The following is a 24,472-nucleotide window of genomic DNA, read 5'->3' as shown; positions in this document are numbered from 1 at the left end:
TTTCAAGTTAAAAAAACACTCTAAACGAAACATTAGGTGTGATTCCTAATGAAAAACGCTGTATGACTTGTTCTAAAATAGGTTCTAATTCTTCTGGAGAAGAACCATCTGTTCCAGGAACTGCAATACCACCGTCATCTAATGGTTTACGTTCTGCCTTATATATAAGGTTTAAAGGAACAACACGGTTATAGATATTAAGCAACGAGAAACCTATTTGTGATTTGAGTTGTTTACGACCAAAATTAATTGGAAAGTCATATAATATTGAGGCATCTAGTCTATGGAAATCTGGTAATCTACCACTATTAATAGCTCCAAAATTTACGACACCTGCATTTTCACCATCTGCATCAATATTAATATCAAAACTATTTACAGGAGTAATAGGACTTCCTGTTCTATATTGCCATCCTAAAGAAAACTGCCATTTATCTAGTGTTAATGTATTAGAAATCCTAAACTGGTGTGTAATATCATTATTTCCAGGAAATTTAGAAGGGGTTTCTGGTAAATTAGGAAACTGAAATGTAATATCATTATAGCTATATCCTACCCATATTTTGTATTGATTCCATGTATATTTTACCAATACATCAAGTCCTTTGATCGTACTTTCTCCTTTCTCTAGGTTTTCTAGTGGATTACTAAATCCGCTAGTAAATGTAGTAAGTCCGTCTAATTCTTTATAATAGGCATCTACATCTATATTTAATCCATTATGGTAGTATAATAATCCTCCTGAAATTTGATTACTGTTCAATAAAGGAAATTGTTCATCATCAGATAGACGCCATAAATTATTCTCTAGACGAAGTTCTGTATTATTAAACTCTACTAATTGTGAGATGGGTTGATTCCTTCTTTCTAATGCTGTTTTAAATCTAAAACGATCACCTATAGGATATTCCAAATTGATACGAGGTTCTATTAAAAACTGATTTACAGAATTATAGTGTACCAATCTAATACCACCACTGATATGTCCTTTATTCTTAAAATTAAACGTATACTCTCCAAAGACAGCGTTTTTTAGATTGTTATCATCTTGTCCTGAATCTTCTATCTCGTTATCAATAGGGTTTTCCTCACGGATGACAACATCAAGGTCTGTATAAGAAAATTGGTAGCCAAGATTAAGTTGTTGCCTTTCTTTGATTTCTCTAGTGACACTAAAGTTTACTCCAATATCTCTTATGGTATTCTCACGGATATTAATTTGTGCTAACTCTGGAATACCATCACCTGTTTCATCTTTTATCTCATTATTTTGATAAAAAGAATTGTAATCAGAATAATAAGCAGTGATTCTTTCTTTTTGTCTATCACTTGTCTTATGTTTCCAATCTACACTCAAGCCTTTATTTTGTGTAATTAAGGAATCTACAATAAGCTCATCTCCTCCTGTAAAGTTAAAATCCAAACGATTACGAGTGTACAAACTACTTACAGAAAGGGTATTTTTATCATTGATTTTTGCAATATATTTTGCACTTACATCTGCAAAAGAAAAATCATTAGTACTGGATTCTCTATTAAAATCATCATCCGTTTCTAATTCAAGGATATTCCCGTTAATATCTCTTACGACTCCAAAATTGGTAAATATTTTATCTTCATATCCTCTATACGTAGGTGTTTCAATGATATCTGTATACGATCGTCTTACAAATACATATAACGCACTTTTTTCTGATAAGGGTGTTTTTACATATCCATCTACACTGAGGCCATCTATTCCAAAACCAAAATTTGTTTTTTTAGGAATTTTATCTCCTGTAGAAATATCAATAATTCCTGAAACACGATCTCCATATATGGCACTAGTTCCTGATCTATAAATACGTGCCTTTTCTGTTGCATATGGATTAAATGCTGAAAAAATCCCATATAAATATCCCGAATTAAATAACTTGATCCCATCGTATAAAATTAAATTCTGGTCAGGCGATCCTCCTCGTATTTGAATACCAGAAGCAGATTCGTCTAATGTACTCACACCGGGTATCAATTGAATACTCTGTAATAAATCTGGGGTTACTAGTCCTGGTAAGATGCCTAATGTTTTTTGTGTTACATCAAGAGATCCATCTTTATTTCTATCGATACCAGAGGTAACATATCCTGTAATAATCACCTCATCCAAGGCTTCATTATTAAGGGATACAAATACCTGCGAGCATCCTTCTGTAGGTATGAAATTAATTTCTTCATATCCTGGACTACTTATGGTATAGGTATTTGATCCTGAGTCCGCTTTCGCGAAAGCAAAAAAACCAGTATTATCTGTCAGTACGTGTATATCTTCTGAAATTGCCACCGAAACATACGTAAGTGGAAGCTGTGTTTCTAAATCAATTAAGTATCCACACAACTGGTCATTAGAAGCTCTAGGAGTAATAATTACTTGAGTATTTGAAATTTTCTTAAATACCAATCCTGTATGCGCTTCTAGTATAGGCAGTAATTCTACCCAAGTAACTCGATCTATTGTAAGTGTCACTTTTTTACCCTCGATAGCTTCAGTAGCATACGAAAAGCGAATAGCATGCTGTTCTTGAAGGTCATTAAGGATATCAATTAATGAATCATTAGTATATACAAAATCTTGTTCCTCTTGTGCACTACTTATAAAGGTGACAAAAAAAACAAGGCAATAAAAAAGAATTTTACTCAGATTAGTCTGATAAAATAAGGGTGTTTTCAAGGGCAGATTTTTTGTACGTAATTCCCATAGGTACGAGGGTTGCTTGTAATGCTTTTTCCAAGTTATTATGAGTAAAAGTTCCTGTAAATAATCGAGTCGCATCTATAGTAGCATACTCAAATGTTATAGGATAATAATTCATTAACTCTTCTAAAATTACAGAAATAGGTTGATCTATAAATTCAGATGTTCCAGATTTCCATATTGGGGCATTTTCTTCAAAGGAATCTTCAATTAATGTATCATCTACAATACTAATACTCATCCCTTTAGTTAATATTTTAGAAGTAAAGGTATCATTTATATCTGTAAACTGTATACGCCCTTCGTAACATTTTACTTCAAAAATAGATCGGTCTTTAATTGTAAATTGGGTTCCTAAAACTGCTATTGTACCTTGAGAAGTATGTACTTTAAAAGAATCGCCTTTTGTTACTGTAAAATACCCTTCTCCTATAAGAGAAACTTCTTTATTACTATCCCAGAAGAAACGTTTATGTGATAGCGTTGAATTTGCATTAAGGTCTACTGTAGATCCATCTGCTAGAGTCACTGTCATCTTCTCTCCTATACCTGTGGTATATGTTTTTGAAGATTGTAAAAAGATACCTAACCCAACAAGTATAATAACAGTAGCAGCAATAGCATACCATCGCTTTATAGAAACTACTTTAGGTTTCTTCTCTTGTTTTCCTAATCTTGCTTTTACTTTTTGTAGGGCAGCATTTGTATCTATACTTGGGGCTTCTAATAATTGAGATTCTTTATTAATAAGGTCAAATTGCTTATAGCTTTCTGATTTTTCAAAGGCAATACGCTCTTCCTCAGAAAGCTCCCCTGCTATCCATCGTCCTAAAAAAGTATCATCTGTTTCGTAATTTTTCATCATTCATACCTGCGTTTATATTAAGACAAGTAAAAAGGGAACTACCCTAGTTATATTTTGATTTCTTTTCCTAATTCTTCTCTTAATTGCAATAATGCTTTACTCATTCTTCGTTCTATAGCCTTTACTGTGAGTGAAGTAATTTCTGCAATTTCTCTATAAGTCTTCTTTTCTATTCTACTTAATAAAAATACTTCACGTTCTTTATCAGGAAGATTTGCAATTGCTGTTTTTAGTTTTTCTCTAAACTCATCGACTTCTATTAAAAAGTCAGGGCTTTCATGATCTGTATTTTCGACCTTGCTTTGTTTGTGTTTTAAAACCACTTTATGATGGGCAACTTCATTTCTAAACATATTAGTACACGCGGTATAGATATATGATTTTGCTTTCGCGAAAGCAATAGTCTCACATAACTGCCAAAGTTTTACAAATACATTCTGAACAATATCTTCTGCCTGTTGTAAACTACCACACTTATAATAAATATAACGAGTGACTGGTTCATAAAACTTATGAAACAGCTGATTATAGTTTTTTTCTTCACATATGGAAGGTTCTTTATCAGACATGTGGGGGGTTATAGAATCGCAAAAATAAACATTCCTTTAGTGTATTTAAAATCTATGATTTATAAAACTTGTTAAAAAAATAGGGTATATCCTTTTTTAACGGTCTTACTAGTAATAAGCAATCTCTTTACTACATGAAAAACATAATATATCTCCTATTTTTTATAACTACTATAAGCTATGGTCAAGACTGGGTTACTGATTTTGAAGAAGCAAAAGAAATAGCAATTGCTAAAGAACAAAAGATCATTTTGGTCTTCCAGGGATCAGATTGGTGCGCACCTTGTATCAAATTGGATCGAGAGATTTGGAGTACAGATATTTTTAAGTCCTACGCAAAAGATCATTATGTCATGCTTCAAGCAGATTTCCCTAGAAAAAAGAAAAATGCACTTCCAGAAGCGCAAGCTACTGCTAATGCACAACTCGCAGAGACATATAATAGACAAGGTATTTTTCCATTTGTCGTAGTACTAGATGCCAAAGGCAATGTACTAGGACAAACTAGCTATAAAAAAATAGCTCCAAAGGAATATATCAATCATATAGAATCTTTTAAAATATAGTCTATTGAAAGCGACACTCACCTGTATTGTACTGCTTTTAAGTAGTATCTGTATCTCTCAAGAAACCTACAAACGTACGCTCAAATTAATGGGAACACGTTTTGATATTATTGTTGTTGCTCAAGATGAAGCGACTGGCAACAGGTATATTGATATAGCTATCGATGAGATTACACGTATTGAAAAACTCATCTCATCTTGGGATGCTGCTTCTCAAACAAGTGCTATTAATGCACAAGCGGGAATCGCTGCTATACAAGTAGATCCTGAATTATTTAATCTTATACAACGCTCATTAGGTATTTCTAAACTTACAGATGGCGCCTTTGATGTAAGCTATGCATCTATGGATCGGATCTGGAAATTTGATGGAAGTATGAAGGAAATGCCTTCTGAAGAAGCTATTCATGCATCTGTAACTAATGTAGGGTTCGAAAATATTATACTCGACAAAACAACACATAATGTATTCCTTAAAAACAAAAACATGAAAATTGGTTTTGGGGCGATTGGTAAAGGCTATGCGGCAGATATGGCAAAAGCGCTTTTAATTAAAGAAGGTGCAACGGCAGGGATCATTAATGCCTCTGGTGATATGAATACTTGGGGCAGGCAACCTAACGGTGATGTTTGGAAAGTAGCCATTACTAATCCAATGGATAAGACAAAGAATTTTGGATTACTTCCTATTAATGAAGGAGCCGTAGTCACTTCGGGGAATTATGAAAAATATGTCTCTTTTGAAGGAAAACGTTACACACATATTATAGATCCAAGAACAGGATATCCAGCTTCTGGAATTTTAAGTGTCACTGTATTTGCTCCAAAAGCAGAACTCGCAGATGCACTTGCCACTTCCCTATTTGTGATGGGAATCGATACAGGTCTTAATCGCATTAATCAACTTCCTGACATAGAATGTATCATCATTGATGATTCTGGAAATGTTCATACATCAAAAAACATAAAAATCGATACCCTATGAAAAAACCCATCTTCTTACTTCTCATTCTTTTGTTAACCATACAATCCTGTGTAGTTGTGAAAGAATATGAAAAAGTAGCAATCAATGATCCAGATATGATTCTAGCCGATAAAAAATGTGATCGTAACCTCAGTACATCCCATGCATACAGGGAAGCTGCTGTAGGTGCCAATGGTGGAAAAACAGGAGGTGGTTGTGGTTGTAATTAGCCTTAAAAAACAGCAAAACCACAACCCCTTTTTATATCTAATAAACAAATAACCAATCATCTCATAGATTATCCATTTATAAGACATTCTAATTAATGAAGTATCAAACAATTTGTATATGTATTTGTATACTATTCAGTGTTCACTGCGTAGCACAAACACAAGATTCTCAATATAAAAAGAGAGTACTTGAAACTGCCGAAATAGATTTTCTAAGTAGTTATTACACACAAGATGGAGATAATGCCGCGGTAAGTGGTGGTATCGGGACCGAAGAACTTACAGATGCAACAGCAACTGTTGTCATTTCAATTCCACTAAATGCTGATGATGTATTAACTATAGATGCTGGAATCTCAGCCTATACTTCTGCATCTTCCAGTAATGTAGATCCATTTGATGGCTCAGGAGTTGCCAATGCCTTTGTTGCTTCTTCAGGAGCTTCTGGCGCAGATGTATGGTCTAATATTACAGGAGTATACAGTCATAGCTCAGATGATCGTAATACGCTCTGGTCTGGAAAAGTATCCATATCTGCCGAGTATGATTATTTTTCATTTGGTGTTGGAGGAAGTTTTACAAAGCTTTTCAATGAGAAAAATACAGAACTTAGTATTAGTGCAAATGCATATCTAGATTCTTGGAGTATTATTTCCCCTGCTGAATTAAGAGCTCCAGGAAGCGGAGATGATGATGATGATTTTGACATTAATAATTTTACAATTACTGGAAATACAAATTATGCACCTAATTTTGTAGCGCTTCCAACAGACAAGAGAAATTCATATTCATTAGGTTTTGGATTCTCTCAAATTTTATCCAAAAAATTACAAGGATCATTAGCATTGGACTTTGTAAGTCAAAATGGATTGTTATCCACCCCATTTCAGAGAGTTTATTTTTCAGATATAGAAGATTCGTTTATAGAAGATTTTCATCTTGCAGAAGATATTGAGCGTCTACCAGATACTCGTTTTAAAGTAGCTGTAGGAGGTCGTCTTAATTATTACATTAATGAAGTAGTTACTGTACGTAGTTTTTATAGATATTATTTTGATGATTGGGGGATTACTTCTCATACCGCAAGTATAGAAATACCGATCAAACTAGGTGATAAATTTACCATCTATCCATCCTACCGTTATTATCAACAAACGGCAGCAGATTATTTTCAACCATATAATCAGCATTTGTCTACTGCTCAATTCTATACTTCAGATTTTGATTTGTCTACCTATAGTTCGAATCAATTTGGGTTTGGAATAAGTTACACTGATATTTTGACAAAATTAAAACTTTGGAAGATTGGACTTAAAAGCATAGATCTCAAAGTGTATCAATATGATAGAGACACTTCTTTTAGCTCAACGATTATTACTACTGGATTTAAGTTTAACCTTGATTAAGGCGAGTTGATTTGTTTATGATGATCCTGCCTCACTGCTATGGGGCAGGTTTTGGTTTTAAATAAAATACGCTTTATACGCTTTCTAGGAACATAGTGACGAAGAAGTTTATACTGAACTACGTCGAAGTGTGAAAACGTATAAAGACGCTTATATATAAAATTTCTAGGTAACGACTGTATATGTTTTTGTATATGTATTTAAACAACAAAACCATTATAGATAAACTACATTTACCAATGTATATCCATAGTAAAAAACTAAACTATAGCACTTTTGTCATTATGAGGTTTCCCCTACTATTTTTTTGCGTTCTTTTTTATACATTTTCTAGTGTTTATGGACAACAAAATGCTTCAACTATTCATACTCTAGATAGTCTAGAGGTTGAAAAAATCTATGCCCTTGCGGTCAAAAACTCTGATCGACATCCAACAGAAGCTAAAAAGTATTTATACCAACTCGTAAATCACATTGATAGTCTAGTTGCATTAAGGCATTCAAAGAATCTGTTTTTTAATAAAAGAAAAGCAGATGCATATCATTTTTTAAGTTATTATGAACGTAGAGAAAATAACTATGATGAAGCGGCATTACTTGCTCAAAAAAGTATCGATATAAAAATTGCAAATGAGTTAGATTCTTTACTAGCGACTTCTTATCATCAAAAAGCCAAAGCTTGGCTTGCTGTTTTAAACTCTATAGATGAAGGAGTCAAACAACTTAAAGTCGCTGAAAAAGTTGCCGAAAAATACCAACAAAAAAATCAATTACTCGAAATATATAGTTCCTTCGGCTCTGCATATGGAGCAATAAAAGATACCCTCAATGCAATGACGTATTATAACAAGTCATTACATCTTGTTGACTCTATAGGAACTGATTATCAGAAAGCTACCATATATGCTAACTATGCAAGTATTCTGAGACGTTTTGGTGATTATCAAGGTGGAATGCCTTACGTTCAAAAGGCAATCAAACTACATAAAAAAGGCAATAATCAAATTGGATTAGAGTCTGGTTTATATGCGTTAGGGATTCATTACACTAAAATTGGACAACCTGAGAAAGCCATTCCCTATTTAAAACAAGCCATTGAGATTTGTAACACATTAAAAAGCGAAGCTGTATTACCATTTAGATACTTGGCTTTGAGTAAAGCATATGATGGATTAGAAAATTATAAAGAAAGTCATCGTGCCTATCTAACATATAGCAAACTTCTAAAAAAACGCAATGATATAAAAGAGGTTAAAAAAATGACCGTGCTTGAAGAGTCTTTTAAATATGAAAAAGAAAAAGCACTCGATAGTTTACACTTTGTTTCCGAAAAACGCGAACTAGAAATACAAAATAATGCAGAAAGTGCTAAAAAAAATCTATATCTCTTACTATTTACTATAACCGTTATTGCTGGAGTTATTATTACATTCTTAATTCGTCGTATGTATAAGAATAAAATAAAAGCCTCTCAAGTTAAGTTAGAAGAAAAGAAAGAAGAGTTACATCTATTTATGAATCGCTTGATTATAAAGAGTAAAGAACAAGAGCAGTTTAAAAAAGAGCTGGACGTTTTAAAACAAGAAGTAGGCGAGAAAGTTTCTATGCGAAGTTTACAAGAACTCGCTAGCTCAAAAATACTCACTCAGGAAGATTGGTACACATTTAAACAAAAGTTCACTTCTGTATACCCTTTATTCTTTCCAAACATCTCAAAAAAAGGATATAAACTTACGAAGTCTGAAGAACGATTGGTCGCTCTTGAAAAACTAAATTTAGACTCCGGTGAGATTGCAAATTTGTTAGGGATTTCTTTTGATAGTGTTGTGACAAATAGGTATCGATTACGTAAAAAAATAAATGCCCCAAAGGAGATTCCAATTGTTGATTATTTCGAAAGTGATTTCTTACACAAAGAATAGTCTACTCTTCACATTATCTATAAATAGATGTTTTTCATCGGTTTTCATGAATCTATCTTACGCTTTCGCGAAAGCGTAAAAGTATTTTATTTCATTTTAAAGTGCTGATTATTAGATATTTAAATTTTTGTCTATGTAATTGTATAGGTACTTTTGTATAAATCGTCTACTTCCTACGGCTATTTTCGTCTCGTGCAATAGAATGCCTAGAAGGAAATAACAACATAAATAATATCCCCTTTCCCCAAATCATTTTTTTAAATAAAAATAGGGTGTATTCATTTTTGACTGTCTTAGACATAGAATAACAAATGATAAAAACGTATTAACCCCAAATCAATACATACACTATTCATCTGCAATAACGTATGTCTAAAAAAACACAATAAAACTCACAACCTACTTAACCATGAAAAAAAATCTACTCATTGCTCTAGCATTACTATGCTACAGCCTCAGTTTTTCACAAACATTTAATTATCAGGCCGTCGTAAGAGATGCCTCAGGAGATCCAGTTATCAATCAATCTATGGGTGTATTGGTAAGAATCATTGCTGGTAGCCCTACTGGAAGTGTGCTCTATAATGAAGCACATACTGTAACTTCTAATGATCAAGGAGTGATTACACTACCTGTTGGAGGTGGAACTTCAGGAGCTAATTTTTTAGCCATTGATTGGAGTACTCAAAATCATTGGATTGATATTCAAGTAGATCTTTCTGGTGGCACCAGTTATACACAGATAGGAACTTCAGAATTACGATTTGTACCCTATGCGATGTATGCCTTAAACAGTAATCAAGCAGGAAATGCAGGTGTATTTTCCGTAAACAGTACTATAGTTAGTAATGGTAACGGTAATAATTTAACTGATGACTTTGTCTTTGGAGCGAGTCAATTAGATCATTTCTCGTCTAATAGTCCTTTTAATGCTCGTATGTTTTATGATAAAAGTAAACGCGCTTTTAGAGCTGGATTTACTTTCGGTGATGCGTGGGATGAAGATAAAATAGGAGATTACTCCGTTGGTTTTGGAGAAGGAGGAATTGCTAGTGGTCGTAATTCATTTTCTATGGGACGTAATGCCAATGCTACTGGTAATGAAGCCTTTGCATTTGGATTAAATGCAGGAGGGTTTGCAGATTATGCCAAAGGATTTGGACTTAATGCCAGGGCTTTTGGGCAACATGCAACTGCCATTGGAAGACAACTAAATGCGAACTCTATGGCTGAAATTCAATTGGGGCAATACAGTAATTTTGTTTCTGGTTCGACAGATACGTGGGTACCAACCGATCGTTTATTTGTCATTGGTAATGGACAAGAAGATATCAACCTAGCATTAAATAGTGATGCTTTAGTGATGCTCAAAAACGGAAATACTACCTTAAATGGGCAATTAACTATAGACGGTGATAATCAGGGATCTGGAGCTTCTTTTACACTTCCTGCTCAAGATGGTACGGCAAATCAAATTATGAGTACTGATGGTGCTGGAAACGTAGCATGGGTATCCCCTGCCGCTGCTGCGATTCCAAATGGAGGAACCAATGGATATGTACTGTCAACGGACGGTTCAGGAGCATTGTCTTGGGTTACCAATGAAGATACAGATGCTGATCCAACAAACGAAATTGAATTACCTGCTCAAACTGGCGAATCAGGAAAATTCTTAACTACAAACGGAACGATTGTCGCTTGGCAAGATGTTCCAAATGAAATCCCAACAGGAGGAACAGATGGTCAGGTTTTAAGCACAGATGGATCTGGAGTATACAGCTGGGCAGACCAAACAGCCACAGCTGGCTTTTCTACTACAGGGAATGTAACAAGTAATACTAATGGTACTATTGCCACAGACGACTTTGTTTTTGGAAGTACCCAACTAGATAATGTATCAGGAGCCGATGATAACTCAAGAATGTTTTTTGATAAAAGTAGAGGTGCTTTTAGAGCAGGTAATGATGTAGATGGTTTTACAGGAATGGATGAAGCTAATATTGGCCCATTCTCTGTTGGATTTGGACAACGAAATGTTGCTTCAGGTTTCTACTCATCTACGTTAGGCGGGCAGCGTAATACATCATCAGGATGGTATAGTTTAACGATGGGAGATAATAATACAGCTTCATCTAACTATTCGGTAGCATTAGGTAGAGATAATACAGCTTCAGGTATTAACTCCACAACACTAGGAGGCTACTTAACCGCAGAAAGCGTTGGGCAGATCAGTATTGGATATCGAAATACTGCGGTAGCTGGAAATGCTAATACGTATGTAGAAACAGACCGTCTATTGGTTGTTGGTAATGGTACCGCCGATTTTGATGGGACATATCCATCTGATGCATTGGTTATGTTGAAAAATGGTAATACAACTTTAAACGGTACATTGACTATTGATGGTGATAATCAAGAAATGGAAGCTGGTTATACTTTTCCAGCACAAGATGGTACTGCAAATCAAGTAATGACAACAGATGGTTCAGGAAATGTGTCTTGGACTGCTGCTTCTGGTGGTGGAACAACGCTACCAGCTGGAGGAACAGATGGACAAGTACTAGCTACTGATGGTTCTGGAGTGTACAGTTGGGTAGATCAAACAATGGCATCAAGTACAACATTCTCAACTACAGCAAACGTAACTAGCAATGCAAATGGAACAATTGCCACAGATGATTTTGTATTTGGTAGTTCGCAATTAGCAAATGACACAAATACTACGGATGATGATAGACGTATGTATTTTGATAAAAGCAAAGCTGCCTTTAGAGTTGGTCGTGTTTCAGGAACGCAATATGATGAGACAAACGTTGGGGATTATTCTGCTGGTTTTGGTTTAAACACAACCGCTTCTGGAACAAGTAGTTTTGTTGCTGGAAATAATTCTTCTGCAACTGCTACTAATTCCGTGGCCATTGGAAGTAACGCAAACGCATCCAGTGCTGCTACAGTTGCCATTGGAAGTAACGCAAATGCTACTGGGCTTTCATCTATTGCTGTGGGAAGCGGCGTAACAGCTTCGGGTAGTTCGTCAATGACTTGGGGAAATAATTTAACAGCAGAGAGCTTTTCACAAATATCATTAGGGTTATACAATACAAGTGCAACACCTTTAAATACAAATAATTTTCAGGCAACAGATCGTCTAATGGTCATTGGAAATGGTACTGGGCCTTCATTTCGTAGCGATGCATTAGTGGTACTCAAAAATGGTAATACTACGCTAAACGGAGAATTAACGATTGATGGAGATAATACAGGTGCTGGAGCATCCTATACCTTACCTGCACAAGATGGTGCTGCAGATCAAGTCATGACTACAGATGGGTCTGGAAATATTTCTTGGGCAGCAGTGGCAGCTGGAACCATGCTTCCAAGCGGAGGAACCGATGGGCAGCTATTAAAAACAGATGGGTCTGGAAATTATGCTTGGGTTACCGATGCTGTAAATGATGCCGATAATGATCCAACCAATGAAATAGAATTACCTACTCAAACAGGAGAATCAGGAAAAGTGTTATCTACAAACGGAGCATCTCCTTCATGGGTAGATGCACCCACCGAATTACCAGCAGGAGGTACTAACGGGCAATTACTTGGTGTTTCTGGCTCAGGGATACAGTGGTTAGATGCCAGTGAAGTAATTGCAGATGACAGCCCTACTAATGAAATTGAATTACCAACACAAACAGGAGAATCAGGGAAAATTTTAACAACAGATGGGACTACTCCAAGTTGGACTAATACTATAGAAGCAACAAGTGTTAAAATACCAAGCTTACCCGCGTTTAATGTAACCTCTAATGCTACAGCATATACAAGTGCTGGAGCAAAAGAAGTTGGCAACTGGAATAGCTCTGTGAATGCAGATCTTTTTAATGATGGAAGTCATTTAAATATTACGAATGGTCGTTTTACGGCTCCTGTTGACGGACTGTATTTTTTCTCTGCACAAACAAGAATTGATGCAATTAATGGCGCAAATGGATCTGCATATTCTCGATTAATGATTGTAAAAAATGGAAATAAACAAGGTTTTCGAAATGGTTTACACTCTATTAGAAATGCAGATGCGGGAACAGCAAATTGGGACACGCAACACGTAAGTGGTATTCTAAAACTTGAGGCTGGAGATTATGTATCTGTATTTGTAGAATCAACAGGAGATACAGTTTTTACGCTTCAAATAGAATCTGGATTTAATGGATATCTAGTAAACAAATTATAAAACAAAATAAATTACTGAAGATATAAATCATGATGAGTGCGCTTTCGCGAAAGCGTACTCTCAAATAAAAATAGAATAATTCTCACCAATCAGATCTTACTTATAACCATAGTCCCCAAGACTAATTAACCTATACAGCATGAAAAAATTATTACTCATTATATGTTTTGCCTTACTATTACCTCAACTCAGTATCGCACAATGCGGACCTGGTGAAGATACCCAAGCCCCCGTATTTGGAGATGCAGGCGATGGCACAATGGCCAATCCTTTTAGAAACTTATTACTAGCTACCGTAGGAGGAGTACCAAGCGGGACTTATTATTTTAATTTTAATGGGAGCACTTTTCAGGGAGCACTAGATAACGACACCGATGGTGGTGGTTGGTTAATGGTGCTCAACTATGTACATCTAGCTGGAGATAATACAGATCTTACAGTGAGAAATACAGACCTCCCATTATTAGGCTCTTCAACTGTTGGAGACAACGAAGCTGGAACAGCAAACTGGGGACACATGGGTAATGCCCTAGCAACTGCCATCGATTTTGAAGAAGTTCGTCTCTATGGAGAAACTACTGGACATGGCCGTATTATTAACTTTAAAACGTCTTACGTTAATGTTTTAACCTACCTTAAAACGGGTTTAGGCAACTTTGCTAGCATTATGAATGCTACTAATTTTACAGCGCTCTCTGGACATACCGCTAATATACCAGCACAGGCTATTAACGCATTCTCAAGTCAAGGAGATAACGCATTAACAGAATTTCCATTTTTTCGTAGTGGGCAATTTCACTGGGGAATTCGTGGATTGGGAAATCGTTGGGAAGTTGATGATAGTGCATTAAATACCCAAAGTACAATTCATCGTGTTTGGGTACGTGGAGATCTTTCACCAACAGCTACAACAACACTAACCACTACACTAGATACTACAGGAAATATCACTATAAATCCCACTGATTTTGGATTGGTAGTAACTGATAATTGTAGTGCGGAAGCAAACATCAACATAAGTTTAAGTCAAACCGATTTCACCTGTGCAGATATTGGAGCTAATACCATACAATTTACTGCTACAGATGAACAAAACAATAATGTGACCATAGATGCCACTGTCACTATTGTAGAATCCCCTCCTATCATAAATACACCTCCAACGTTTCCATTTTTTGAAGTAGAACTAGACAGCAATGGAGAAGTAACATTAGATTTAACAATACTAAACACAGCTGTTACTGACGATTGTGGTATTGCAAGTACAATCATTAGCCAAACAGACTTTAATTGTAGTAATATTGGGTTTAATTCGGTAGCCATTACGGCAACAGATGTCAATGGAAATGTAACAACTGAAAACTTATTTTTTGTACTAACAGATCCTGTACCTCCAATCATACAATGTGTAGCACCTTTCTCTATAGAATTAGATACCACAGGAAGTGTAACGCTAGATCCAAATAGTCTATTAGCGAGTTTTACAGATAATTGTGGTGCAGGAGAAGTAACATTAGATAAATCGGTGTTTACGTGTGCAGATATCGGAGATAATTTGGTTACGATAACTGCAAGAGATCAAGGAGGTAATGAAACAACATGTACTACAACAGTTACGATTACGATACCATCATGTCCTGGAGATCTAACGTTACAAGCAGAAACAGATACCTGTGGCGTGACTTACAATTACCCTTGCGCAAGTAACATTACAGCTGGACCTCCAAGTGGAACATTTTTAGATGTGGGCACAACCACTACGTTCACCTATGACACTCTAGATAATATGGGCGCTACAGTATCTTGTAGTTATGATGTGACGGTAATAGATGAAGATGGACCTATTTTTGAAGCGCAAAATATAACGCTAGATATTGCCATGAATGGAATGGCTTCTCTTACCGCAACCGATCTTTTAGGGCCAGATCCTTTGGCTCCTGATTATACAGTAGATCAAACAGCAACTCTTAATAGAGAAGATATTTCAACAACAGGTACAGAAATTATACTTAATGATGATGAAGTTTCATCAGCATTACCTATTGGTTTTGAATTTGCATTTTATGGAAACTTATATAACGATTTTTATATTTCTTCTAATGGGTTTATCACGTTTACGACAAACAGTGATGATGGGTGTTGTAATGGACAATTACTTCCTAACATATCCACACCAAATAATTTGATTGCTTTTGATTGGAATGATATTAATCCTGAAGATGGAGGTACAATTCGTTATGAAACCATTGGAACTTCTCCTAACCGTACCTTAATAATGGATTGGGATAACGTTACCCATATAGATGATTCAAATGATGTTACGACTACTCAGGTAAAACTATTTGAAACTTCAAATCGTATTGAAATTCATACCACTATTATTCCATTAACAGCTGATGATAAAACACAAGGTCTCGAAAATATAGATGGAACAGCTGCTATCCTTGTTCCTGGACGTAATGCAGCACAATGGTCTGCTACAAATGATGTGGTTGCTTTTATACCCATTTCTGGAATTATAGATGGATGTGGTGTAGATACCTTAGTCGCTTCGCAAACTACTTTTGATTGCTCAAACGTAGGAGAAAATACAGTAACTGTTACAGCTACAGACACCAATGGGAATATCACAGAAAAAACAGCCATTGTAACGATCACAGATACATTAGATGTTTGTTCTGATCTTAATATTGCTCCTAAAGTATTCTTACAAGGAGCAGGTATAAATCCTGTCACTGGAGAAGAAACATTGATGCGTGATAACTTACGTACCAACGGAGTACTTCCTACTACAAGTCCTTATAGTGATTCCTTGACTGTAGATCCTGTTGTATTTACTGTGACAGGAAATGATGCTATTGTTGATTGGGTTTGGGTAGAATTAAGAGATGCTACAGATCGTACGATAGTGATTGCTGGGCAATCAGCTTTATTACAACGCGATGGAGATATTGTGACTACAGATGGTGTTTCTTCACTATCCTTTTCTGGAATAATCGCTAGTTATCATATAAAGATTAATCATCGTAGTCATTTAGGAATTACAACCGCAAATCCAATTGCTTTAGATGCAATGACTACCACTCTTGATTTTACGGTAGATACAGCTACTACCAATGGAGGAGCAATTGCTTTAATACCTCTTAGTAACGGAAATTTAGCCTTACTAGCTGGAGATGGAAACGGAGATGGAAGTATTTTGAATACAGATATTGTAAATGCTTTACAAGCCTCTGGGACTTCAGGTTATCTTGACAATGATGCCAATATGGACAGTTTTATTCTCAATAGTGATATTCAGTTGATCATCCAACCTAACGCAGGAAAAATAGAACAGGAATAATCAAGGGTACGCTTTCGCGAAAGCGTACTCAGATACAATACCTATAACCCCCAATCACTAACTCATGAAAAAACCAATCATTTTACTCTTACTGCTCTGGAGTACTATTAGTATCTCCCAACAACATAAAGACACTCCTTGGATGAAAACCTTCGAAGGAAGGCAACAAGATCCCACTTTTGAAGAAGTACAACAAGCATTTAATGCATATTGGGAAACCCATGACAAAGATGCTAAAGGAAGTGGTTACAAACCTTTTAAACGCTGGGAACAACTATGGAAACGTCGTGTAAAAGCAGATGGGTCATTACCTAATGGAAAAGATTTCTATGAAGCATGGGAAGCTAAAAATAGATTTCAAACTAGTGGTAATAGAATGGCAGATCTAAGCAATTGGTTGCCTATCGGTCCAAACAATCATGTGCAAGCAAATGCACAACCTTCAGGTCAAGGAAGATTAAATGCAGTAACTATTGATCCCAATAATAACAACATCTGGTATGTTGGATCACCTAATGGTGGTCTATGGAAAACAATCAATGCAGGAAGTAATTGGATACCGATGACAGATCAGTTACCAAGAGTAGGTGTATCTGCTATAGCTATTGATTATAACAATTCCAACATCATTTACATTGCCACTGGTGATGATGATGCCGATCAAACCCCTACTATTGGAGTTATGAAGTCAATCGATGGAGGTAGTACTTGGAATACCACAGGACTAAATGTAAATACCATTGGAAATGCAAGCAGGATGGGGGAACTTTTTATTGATCCAGCTAACTCCAATAAATTAGTATGTGCTACCGATGATGGCGTTTATATATCTAATGATGCAGGAACAACTTGGACACAAACACTTGCTGGAGAAAATATTCGTGATTTAAGAATTAAACCTGGTGACGCTAGTATTGTATACTGTGTAAGTCCATCTACTTTTTATCGTTCTACCAATGGTGGAACTAACTTTAGCCAAATAACCAGTGGTGTACCGACCAACACAGGTAGAATGGTGATTGATGTAACGCCTGCAGATCCTAATTATGTATACATTTTTAGTTCAGATGCTACAGACAATAGAGTTCACGGAATCTATAGATCTACAAATAGCGGACAAAGTTTTTCAACGCGTCAAGAAGACAGTTACACATTAATAGGAAACGGACAGGTATGGTACAATTTTGCCATGGGAGTCTCTGATACAAATCCTGAAGAACTATATGTTGGTGTTATGGACGTTTGGAGATCTACCAATGGAGGACAAAATTGGAATAAATTGAATCGTTGGGATCAGTTAACAGAAGCATATACCCATGCAGATATTCATAGCATTCGTGTTCATGAAGGCAACGTATTTGTAGCTTCTGATGGTGGAATTTACAGTAGTCAAGACAACGGTACAAACTTCACACCACACTACCAAGATTTACAAATTGGCGAGTTTTTTAATGTAGCAGTTGCTCAAGGAAATTCTAACAACATTTCAGGAGGCTTACAAGACAATGGTGGTTTTGGTGTAGGGTTCAATGGCGAATGGAGAGCTTATCATCCTGGTGATGGAGTAAATACGTTAATCACGCCAACCGATGATGATACGTATTATGGGTTTATTCAAAATGGAGGCACTTTATATGTCTCCAATCATGGCGATGGTTGGTTTACACGTGTTTTTAAACCTTCAAATTCTGGTCAAGGAGTTTGGGTAGCACCTTTATCTGCAGATAGTAATGGAGATGTATACGCGGCTTGGAGCAATTTATTTAAGCTTAATAGAACAAATTATGAATGGGAGTTAGTAGGTTCTTTAGGAGGTTATACAGATATCATGGAAATAGCACCTTCTGACCCTAATAGGATTGTATCATCTGGACATCAAGATCTACGTGTAAGTTCAGATGGTGGACAAACTTTAGATTTTAACACCAATGTAGTAGGAAATGCCATTGCAGGAATTGCAATACATAAAGACAATCCGGATATTATGTGGATCACCACTGATGGAGATTATGAAAATAAAGGAATTTTTAAAACAATAGATGGAGGAATTACATGGGTGGATATTACAGGAAACTTTCCTGTAGCAACAGAATATCCAGAAGATATTGTACACCAAGGCGACCATCCATTAAATCCACTCTATGTTTCTACAGACCTTGGAATTTACCGTTTAGATGATGGTAGTCCCGATTGGCAACCATTTATGACCAACTTACCAAATACTAAAATTGAAGATTTAGAAATCAATTTACTAGATCAAACCATTACAGCGGCTACCTATGGTCGTGGACTATGGAGATCTTCTATTCCAGTACAACTAGCTCCTAATGATGTAAGTTTAGTAGCCATCAACAATCCTGATGCATCCCAAGGTGCCAGTTGCGGAGATGTATCTCCACAAATTAGAGTACGTAGTAATGGGATCAATCTCATTACAGAAATAACAGTTACTTATGGCGTCTCTGGAGATACGCCACAAACCTATACTTGGAATGGATCTTTAGCATCTAATGAAGAAGCGACCATTGATTTACCAAGTATTAGTGTTCCTGCAGGAAGTCATGTATTAGAAGTAGAAACTACGATTCCTAATGATGCCACTGCCACCAATAACCAACGTACTAAAAACTTTAATATCAATGCATCTGGTGAAGTAAATAGTATTAATTCTTTTGAAAACACTTCTGATATATTACTTACAGAAAATGGCGTTTGGGAGCGCGGAGTTCCTAGCGGCAGCCTATTAAATACTGCCGCTACAGGAACTCAAGCATACGCTACTAATCTATCAGGAAACTATCCTACAAATACTAATGCAAGTTTACTATCTAATTGTTATGATTTTACGCTTATTGAAAGCCCAGTACTTAAATTCCAAATGGCATTTGATATTGAAGAAAATTGGGATTGGGCTAACGTACAATATTCACTAAATGGAGCACAAAACTGGAACAATTTAGGAAGTATAAACAGTCAACCCAATTGGTACAATAGTGATCGTACTGAAGCAAGTTTTGATTGTCCGGGATGTCCAGGAGCGCAATGGACAGGCACTAATACAACGATGACAGAATATGCCTATGACTTTGCAGCAAATGCTACCCTAGGAGAAACCGACCTGACCACAGCAGATAATATTATATTTAGAATTACGCTGCATTCAGATAGTGTCATTAATCAAGAAGGAATGGTCATTGACGACTTTACAATAGAAGGAATTCCTATTGTAAGTAAAATAAGTCCTGTAGCTTACTTACAAGGAGCTGGTGTAAATCCTGTAACTGGAGAAGAAAATTTAATGCGAGATGATTTACGAGTAGCTGGTATTATTCCTACAACAAGTCCGTATACAGATGGATTGACGATTGATCCTTCAATATTAAGTATCTCTGGAACTGATGCTATTGTAGATTGGGTATGGGTAGAATTAAGAGATGGTAGTAATCGTGCAACAATTATTGCTGGTCAATCTGCACTATTACAAAGAGATGGAAATATTGTAAGTATTGATGGCACTTCTCCATTATCTTTTTCATTAACTCCTGGCAATTATCATATTAAACTTAATCATCGTAATCATTTAGGAATAGCTACCTCAAACCCAATAACGATAGGTACTACTACTTCTACTATAGATTTTACTGCAGACAGTACAATTATTAACGGAGGAACCGTAGCTGTAACCAATCTAGCTAGTGGCAAACTTGCACTGTATGCAGGTGATGGAAATACAGATGGAAGTATTCTCAATACAGATATTTTAAATGCACTTCAACAGTCGGGAGCTTCTGGATATTTAAGTAGTGATGTAAATATGGACACTTTTATTCTCAATAATGATATCCAACTCATCATCCAACCTAATGCAGGAAAAATAGAACAAGAATAGGGTAAAACAACGTATAACTGTCTAAACTATGTATAACAGAATAAAAACTAATTTTTATACACTTTCAAGGAGTATAACGACGATGAAGTTTATGCTGAGTCCAATCGAAGTACGAAAGCGTATACAACCCCAAATCAAAACAACCATGATAAAGTGCCCCCTTATCTTTATGGTATTAGCGATGGTATGTATAACCCATAGTTATGGCCAATCCATAGAACGTAGTGTGATTGCCTCTTCTGGCAGTACGATCACTAATGGAACAACAACACTTGATTTTACTGTGGGAGAACTTGCCGTAACAACCATAACAGATGGAACAACAACATTTACACAAGGATTTCAGCAAGCTGAAGTAAATCTAGCAATCCAGATAAGCCCCATTGTATTCTTACAAGGAGCATTTACCAATCCTAATACAGGAGAAGAAATGCTGATGCGTGATGATTTACGTATTGCAAGTACCATACTCATTCCCACAACAAGTCCGTATGATAGTACGACTTGTGACGCAGCTATTTTTACAACTTCTGGCACAAATGCTATTGTAGATTGGATACTTATAGAACTTAGAGATGCAACAAATCCTGTTATTATCATAGCTTCACAATCGGCTTTATTACAACGTGATGGAGACATTGTCGCTACCGATGGTACTTCGGCAGTTTCTATAGATGTTACATCTGGCGATTATTATGTAGCTGTAAAGCATCGTAACCATTTAGGAATTCTTACCGCTAGTACTCTAGCACTTTCCAGAGCAGTAACCACTCTTGATCTCAGTACAGATGTTGCAGTAGCAACAGGAGGGTCATTAGCTTTAAGAGATATGGGCAACGGACTATATGCTATGTATGCAGGTGATGTCAATAATGATGGCAGTATTCTAAATACAGATATCACTAATGCCATTGCAGCATCGGGAGGAATTACTGTCTATACTGGCGCCGATGCAGATATGGATGGAAATATATTAAATACCGATATCGCTCTAATCATTCAACCAAACGCTGGACGGATCCAGCAATTTTAATAACCTACTTAAATCAATTCTCAATGAAACAAATTACTCTTTGGGTAGTGATACTTCTAGGATGTATCTCTATCAATGCTCAAAACATCGAGCTCTCTTTTGAAAACCCTCAAGTTACCAATGATGGCATGAACGACTTTTATGAAGTCGATGTTATGATCACTAGTGATGCGGCATATAGTCAAGGATCAGGACAGTTCTTCTTAGATTATAATGCAACGGCTTTTGGAACACTTGTTAATGGTGCTGGAGGAATTACCTATGAACGCCCAGATACATCCATCTTAGGAGGACAAACCACCGTAGAAGCTGCTCCAGGGGTTATCATTCCTCTTGGCTCTCATTACAATTCATTCTTTGTCAATGATGCCACGACTTCTAAAGTATCTTTCATTTGGCAACAAAATGGAAGTGGTGGTATGATAGGAACGAATATCCCAGCCAATACTCCTACAGCACTAGTGCATGTGAAAATACAGTTTTTAGATGGAGCATCTGCCGTATCACCAGATCTTTGCTTTGATGCTACAAACCCTTTTGATGATCAATTCTTTACTGCTTGTGGACCTTTTGATCCACTCGTAGGATTCACTTTTGTAAATGCCGATTGTATTAATGAAGCAGGAAGTCAAATCCTTAATTACACTCCAGACTGTTCTGGGTCTACGTTACCAGTACTTGTATGTACTGGAGGAACTACAACCTATACCATTGCGGGTGGATGGGATAATGGAACACCAGATGCAACCATGACTGCTGTCATTGCAGAAGATTATAGTACAGCTACTATGGGACTAGGTGATATCAATGCTTGTGAGCTTACAATAGATGCCATGGCAACCTTTACCGTAACCGATGGAAACTTCATCAATATTCAAAATGATATTACTGTCAATGGAACACTCACTGTAGATCATCAAGGAAGTGTTGTACAAGTAGAGGAAGATGCCGTTACAACCAATAATGGATCTATTACCGTTTCTAAAACAACACCTTCTATCATCGCTCGTAATTATGTAGCCATGAGTAGTCCAATGAGTGCAGAAACAAGAGATGGTGTATATGCAAACTCTCGTGCTGTATTTAATATCATCCCGAGCAACTTTGTGCCTTTTACGATTGACTTTGATACTTTCCCAGAATTTGAATTTGCAGAAAACTTCCTAGATGATGACAATGATTTCCTATCACAATCCTTAGGAAGTGATCCGTTACCTACGCCAGGAATCGGTCAATTGGTATTCCCATCTCCTTCTCACGACTCGCCTATGGCAGCCTATGATTTGGATTATACGCAAGGAACATTAAACTCAGGAACGATTTCTATTCCTATCAATTACAATGGACCTGCGACTATTAATAATTATAACCTTTTAGGAAATCCATATGCGTCAGCGATTGATGTAGAGGCTTTTATCAATGCCAATGATGCGGTAAATCAAGTATACTATTGGGAACATCTTACTGATCCATCGGCTGCATTACCAGGGTTTGGAACCAGTAACTTCTCTATGAATGATATTTCTATACGTAATGCATTACTAGGAATTCCAGCCGTAAATGGAGGAACAGCGCCTGGACAATTTATGGCATCTGGACAAGGATTTGGAATCAAAGCAGATCAAGCACAGGCCATGGCAAATACACCTGTGGTCTTTACAAATAGTATTCGTGTGACTGGAAATAATGATGATTTTAGAACACAAACAACAACTGTAGACAAACTATGGTTAAACTTAACAACATCTGCTTTTGAAGGAGCGGTATCACAAACGGCGATCGGGTTTACACCAAATGCAACCCCTGGATTTGATCCTGGATATGACAGCCCGAGATTAGGAACCTTTCTTTCGTTATTTACAAATCTAGATGGACAATATCTTGCGATTCAAGGACGTGAAGTTTTTGACACAAGTATCGAACTTACACTAGGATATTCCACCACAGTAGAGACAGAGGAAACACATACCATTAGTATTGATCATCTAGAAGGAATAGGTATAGAGAATGCGCCTGTATTCTTAATTGATCATCTATTAGGGACAACTACCAACTTAAAAGAACAGGCGTATTCTTTTATAGCTGTTAGAGGCATACAATCAGAACGTTTCACAGTCGTATTTGAAGAACGTGACGCTTTAGGGATAAGTGACGGAGGTAGCTTTCGCGAAAGCGTAACCCTCTACCCTAACCCAGCTACAAACCAAGTAACACTGAGTTATCAGGGCGCACAACAATTACAACAAGTAATCATTACAAATGTTAATGGAAAGCATATAAAAACAATCAGTCTTGCCAATTTTAATAACTCACAAAGCATTCAAACTAGTGAACTAGCTAAAGGGATGTATTTTATGCAAATTCAATCGAATAGTGAGACTATAGTACAAAAATTGATAATTAAGTAGGTTTATTCAGTGTACTATAGTATATGGGAAAGGAGACTCTAAGTAGTCTCCTTTTTTTGTTTCTTATATATACGTATTGACACGTATATAATACGTACTTCTGCGTATTCCATATACAGAAGGGTCGAGATACCTTGCAGATAATTTATACTCTTAATTTCATGGAAACACTGAACCATATTATTTCTGACTCTTTTTTTTCAAATACGTTATCTAATGTATGTAAGACACTAAGTAACAATCCTAAAGATAGTATTCAAGGTCGTTACATTAAAAACAAAAAGACACTTCTTCTCTTTACCATTATCTTATGTA

At 36.2% G+C, this 24,472-nt stretch carries 13 protein-coding genes; 10 read left to right on the top strand and 3 right to left on the bottom strand.

Annotated features, from left to right (window positions below; all coding sequences use genetic code 11):
• Positions 1-7 precede the first annotated feature (7 nt).
• Genes ABJD27_RS18875 through ABJD27_RS18865 form a run of 3 tightly spaced genes read right to left on the bottom strand, consistent with a single transcriptional unit; the run spans position 8 to position 4,165 of the window.
• Positions 8-2,707 carry a TonB-dependent receptor gene (locus ABJD27_RS18875; RefSeq protein WP_348171976.1) on the bottom strand — a complete coding sequence of 900 codons (2,700 nt, stop codon included), beginning with the start codon at positions 2,705-2,707 and terminating at the stop codon, positions 8-10.
• Positions 2,679-3,596, bottom strand: a complete 918-nt coding sequence (locus tag ABJD27_RS18870; RefSeq protein WP_348171979.1) for a FecR family protein — start codon at positions 3,594-3,596, stop codon at positions 2,679-2,681. The genes ABJD27_RS18875 and ABJD27_RS18870 overlap by 29 nt, the downstream gene beginning before the upstream one ends.
• Positions 3,597-3,643: 47 nt before the next feature.
• Positions 3,644-4,165 carry a sigma-70 family RNA polymerase sigma factor gene (locus tag ABJD27_RS18865; protein WP_348171981.1) on the bottom strand — a complete coding sequence of 174 codons (522 nt, stop codon included), beginning with the start codon at positions 4,163-4,165 and terminating at the stop codon, positions 3,644-3,646.
• Positions 4,166-4,299: 134 nt separating this feature from the next.
• Between ABJD27_RS18865 and ABJD27_RS18860 the strand changes: the two genes are divergently transcribed.
• The 10 genes from ABJD27_RS18860 (at position 4,300) to ABJD27_RS18815 (ending at position 24,157) form a co-directional block, all read left to right on the top strand.
• Positions 4,300-4,731 carry a thioredoxin family protein gene (locus ABJD27_RS18860; protein WP_348171983.1) on the top strand — a complete coding sequence of 144 codons (432 nt, stop codon included), beginning with the start codon at positions 4,300-4,302 and terminating at the stop codon, positions 4,729-4,731.
• 4 nt (positions 4,732-4,735) lie between these two features.
• Positions 4,736-5,716, top strand: a complete 981-nt coding sequence (locus ABJD27_RS18855; RefSeq protein WP_348171985.1) for an FAD:protein FMN transferase — start codon at positions 4,736-4,738, stop codon at positions 5,714-5,716.
• Complete coding sequence (locus tag ABJD27_RS18850) at positions 5,713-5,925, top strand: DUF4266 domain-containing protein (RefSeq protein ID WP_348171987.1); 213 nt, start codon at positions 5,713-5,715, stop codon at positions 5,923-5,925. Before ABJD27_RS18855 ends, ABJD27_RS18850 begins: the two co-directional genes overlap by 4 nt.
• A 95-nt stretch (positions 5,926-6,020) precedes the next feature.
• Positions 6,021-7,331 carry a DUF3570 domain-containing protein gene (locus tag ABJD27_RS18845; RefSeq protein WP_348171989.1) on the top strand — a complete coding sequence of 437 codons (1,311 nt, stop codon included), beginning with the start codon at positions 6,021-6,023 and terminating at the stop codon, positions 7,329-7,331.
• 284 nt (positions 7,332-7,615) lie between these two features.
• The gene (locus ABJD27_RS18840; protein ID WP_348171992.1) at positions 7,616-9,253 is read left to right on the top strand and encodes a tetratricopeptide repeat protein; all 1,638 of its coding nucleotides are present in this window, start codon (positions 7,616-7,618) and stop codon (positions 9,251-9,253) included.
• Between the two features lie 409 nt (positions 9,254-9,662).
• Positions 9,663-13,484: a hypothetical protein gene (locus ABJD27_RS18835; RefSeq protein WP_348171995.1), complete on the top strand. Its 3,822-nt coding sequence runs from the start codon at positions 9,663-9,665 to the stop codon at positions 13,482-13,484.
• Between the two features lie 139 nt (positions 13,485-13,623).
• Entirely contained in the window at positions 13,624-16,827 is a 3,204-nt protein-coding gene (locus ABJD27_RS18830; RefSeq protein WP_348171997.1) for a hypothetical protein, read from the top strand.
• A 64-nt stretch (positions 16,828-16,891) separates the two neighbouring features.
• Positions 16,892-20,716, top strand: a complete 3,825-nt coding sequence (locus ABJD27_RS18825) for a glycosyl hydrolase (protein ID WP_348172000.1) — start codon at positions 16,892-16,894, stop codon at positions 20,714-20,716.
• A gap of 145 nt (positions 20,717-20,861) precedes the next feature.
• A complete protein-coding gene (locus ABJD27_RS18820) occupies positions 20,862-21,749 on the top strand; it encodes a hemagglutinin protein (RefSeq protein ID WP_348172003.1) in 888 nt (295 codons plus the stop codon).
• Between the two features lie 23 nt (positions 21,750-21,772).
• Positions 21,773-24,157, top strand: coding sequence for a T9SS type A sorting domain-containing protein (locus tag ABJD27_RS18815; RefSeq protein WP_348172006.1), 2,385 nt, complete (start codon positions 21,773-21,775; stop codon positions 24,155-24,157).
• The last annotated feature ends 315 nt before the right edge of the window (positions 24,158-24,472 follow it).

Source organism: Dokdonia sp., assembly GCF_039945015.1.
Taxonomy (GTDB): Bacteria; Bacteroidota; Bacteroidia; order Flavobacteriales; family Flavobacteriaceae; genus Dokdonia.
This window is presented reverse-complemented; position numbering and strand designations above follow the sequence as displayed.

What these genes read in the sequence shown, in the direction of transcription:
- ABJD27_RS18870 (WP_348171979.1), bottom strand. Translation starts at nt 3,596, where the DNA reads ATGATGAAAAATTACGAAACAGATGATACTTTTTTAGGACGATGGATA.
- ABJD27_RS18865 (WP_348171981.1), bottom strand. Translation starts at nt 4,165, where the DNA reads ATGTCTGATAAAGAACCTTCCATATGTGAAGAAAAAAACTATAATCAG.
- ABJD27_RS18860 (WP_348171983.1), top strand. Translation starts at nt 4,300, where the DNA reads ATGAAAAACATAATATATCTCCTATTTTTTATAACTACTATAAGCTAT.
- ABJD27_RS18850 (WP_348171987.1), top strand. Translation starts at nt 5,713, where the DNA reads ATGAAAAAACCCATCTTCTTACTTCTCATTCTTTTGTTAACCATACAA.
- ABJD27_RS18845 (WP_348171989.1), top strand. Translation starts at nt 6,021, where the DNA reads ATGAAGTATCAAACAATTTGTATATGTATTTGTATACTATTCAGTGTT.
- ABJD27_RS18840 (WP_348171992.1), top strand. Translation starts at nt 7,616, where the DNA reads ATGAGGTTTCCCCTACTATTTTTTTGCGTTCTTTTTTATACATTTTCT.
- ABJD27_RS18835 (WP_348171995.1), top strand. Translation starts at nt 9,663, where the DNA reads ATGAAAAAAAATCTACTCATTGCTCTAGCATTACTATGCTACAGCCTC.
- ABJD27_RS18830 (WP_348171997.1), top strand. Translation starts at nt 13,624, where the DNA reads ATGAAAAAATTATTACTCATTATATGTTTTGCCTTACTATTACCTCAA.
- ABJD27_RS18825 (WP_348172000.1), top strand. Translation starts at nt 16,892, where the DNA reads ATGAAAAAACCAATCATTTTACTCTTACTGCTCTGGAGTACTATTAGT.
- ABJD27_RS18820 (WP_348172003.1), top strand. Translation starts at nt 20,862, where the DNA reads ATGATAAAGTGCCCCCTTATCTTTATGGTATTAGCGATGGTATGTATA.
- ABJD27_RS18815 (WP_348172006.1), top strand. Translation starts at nt 21,773, where the DNA reads ATGAAACAAATTACTCTTTGGGTAGTGATACTTCTAGGATGTATCTCT.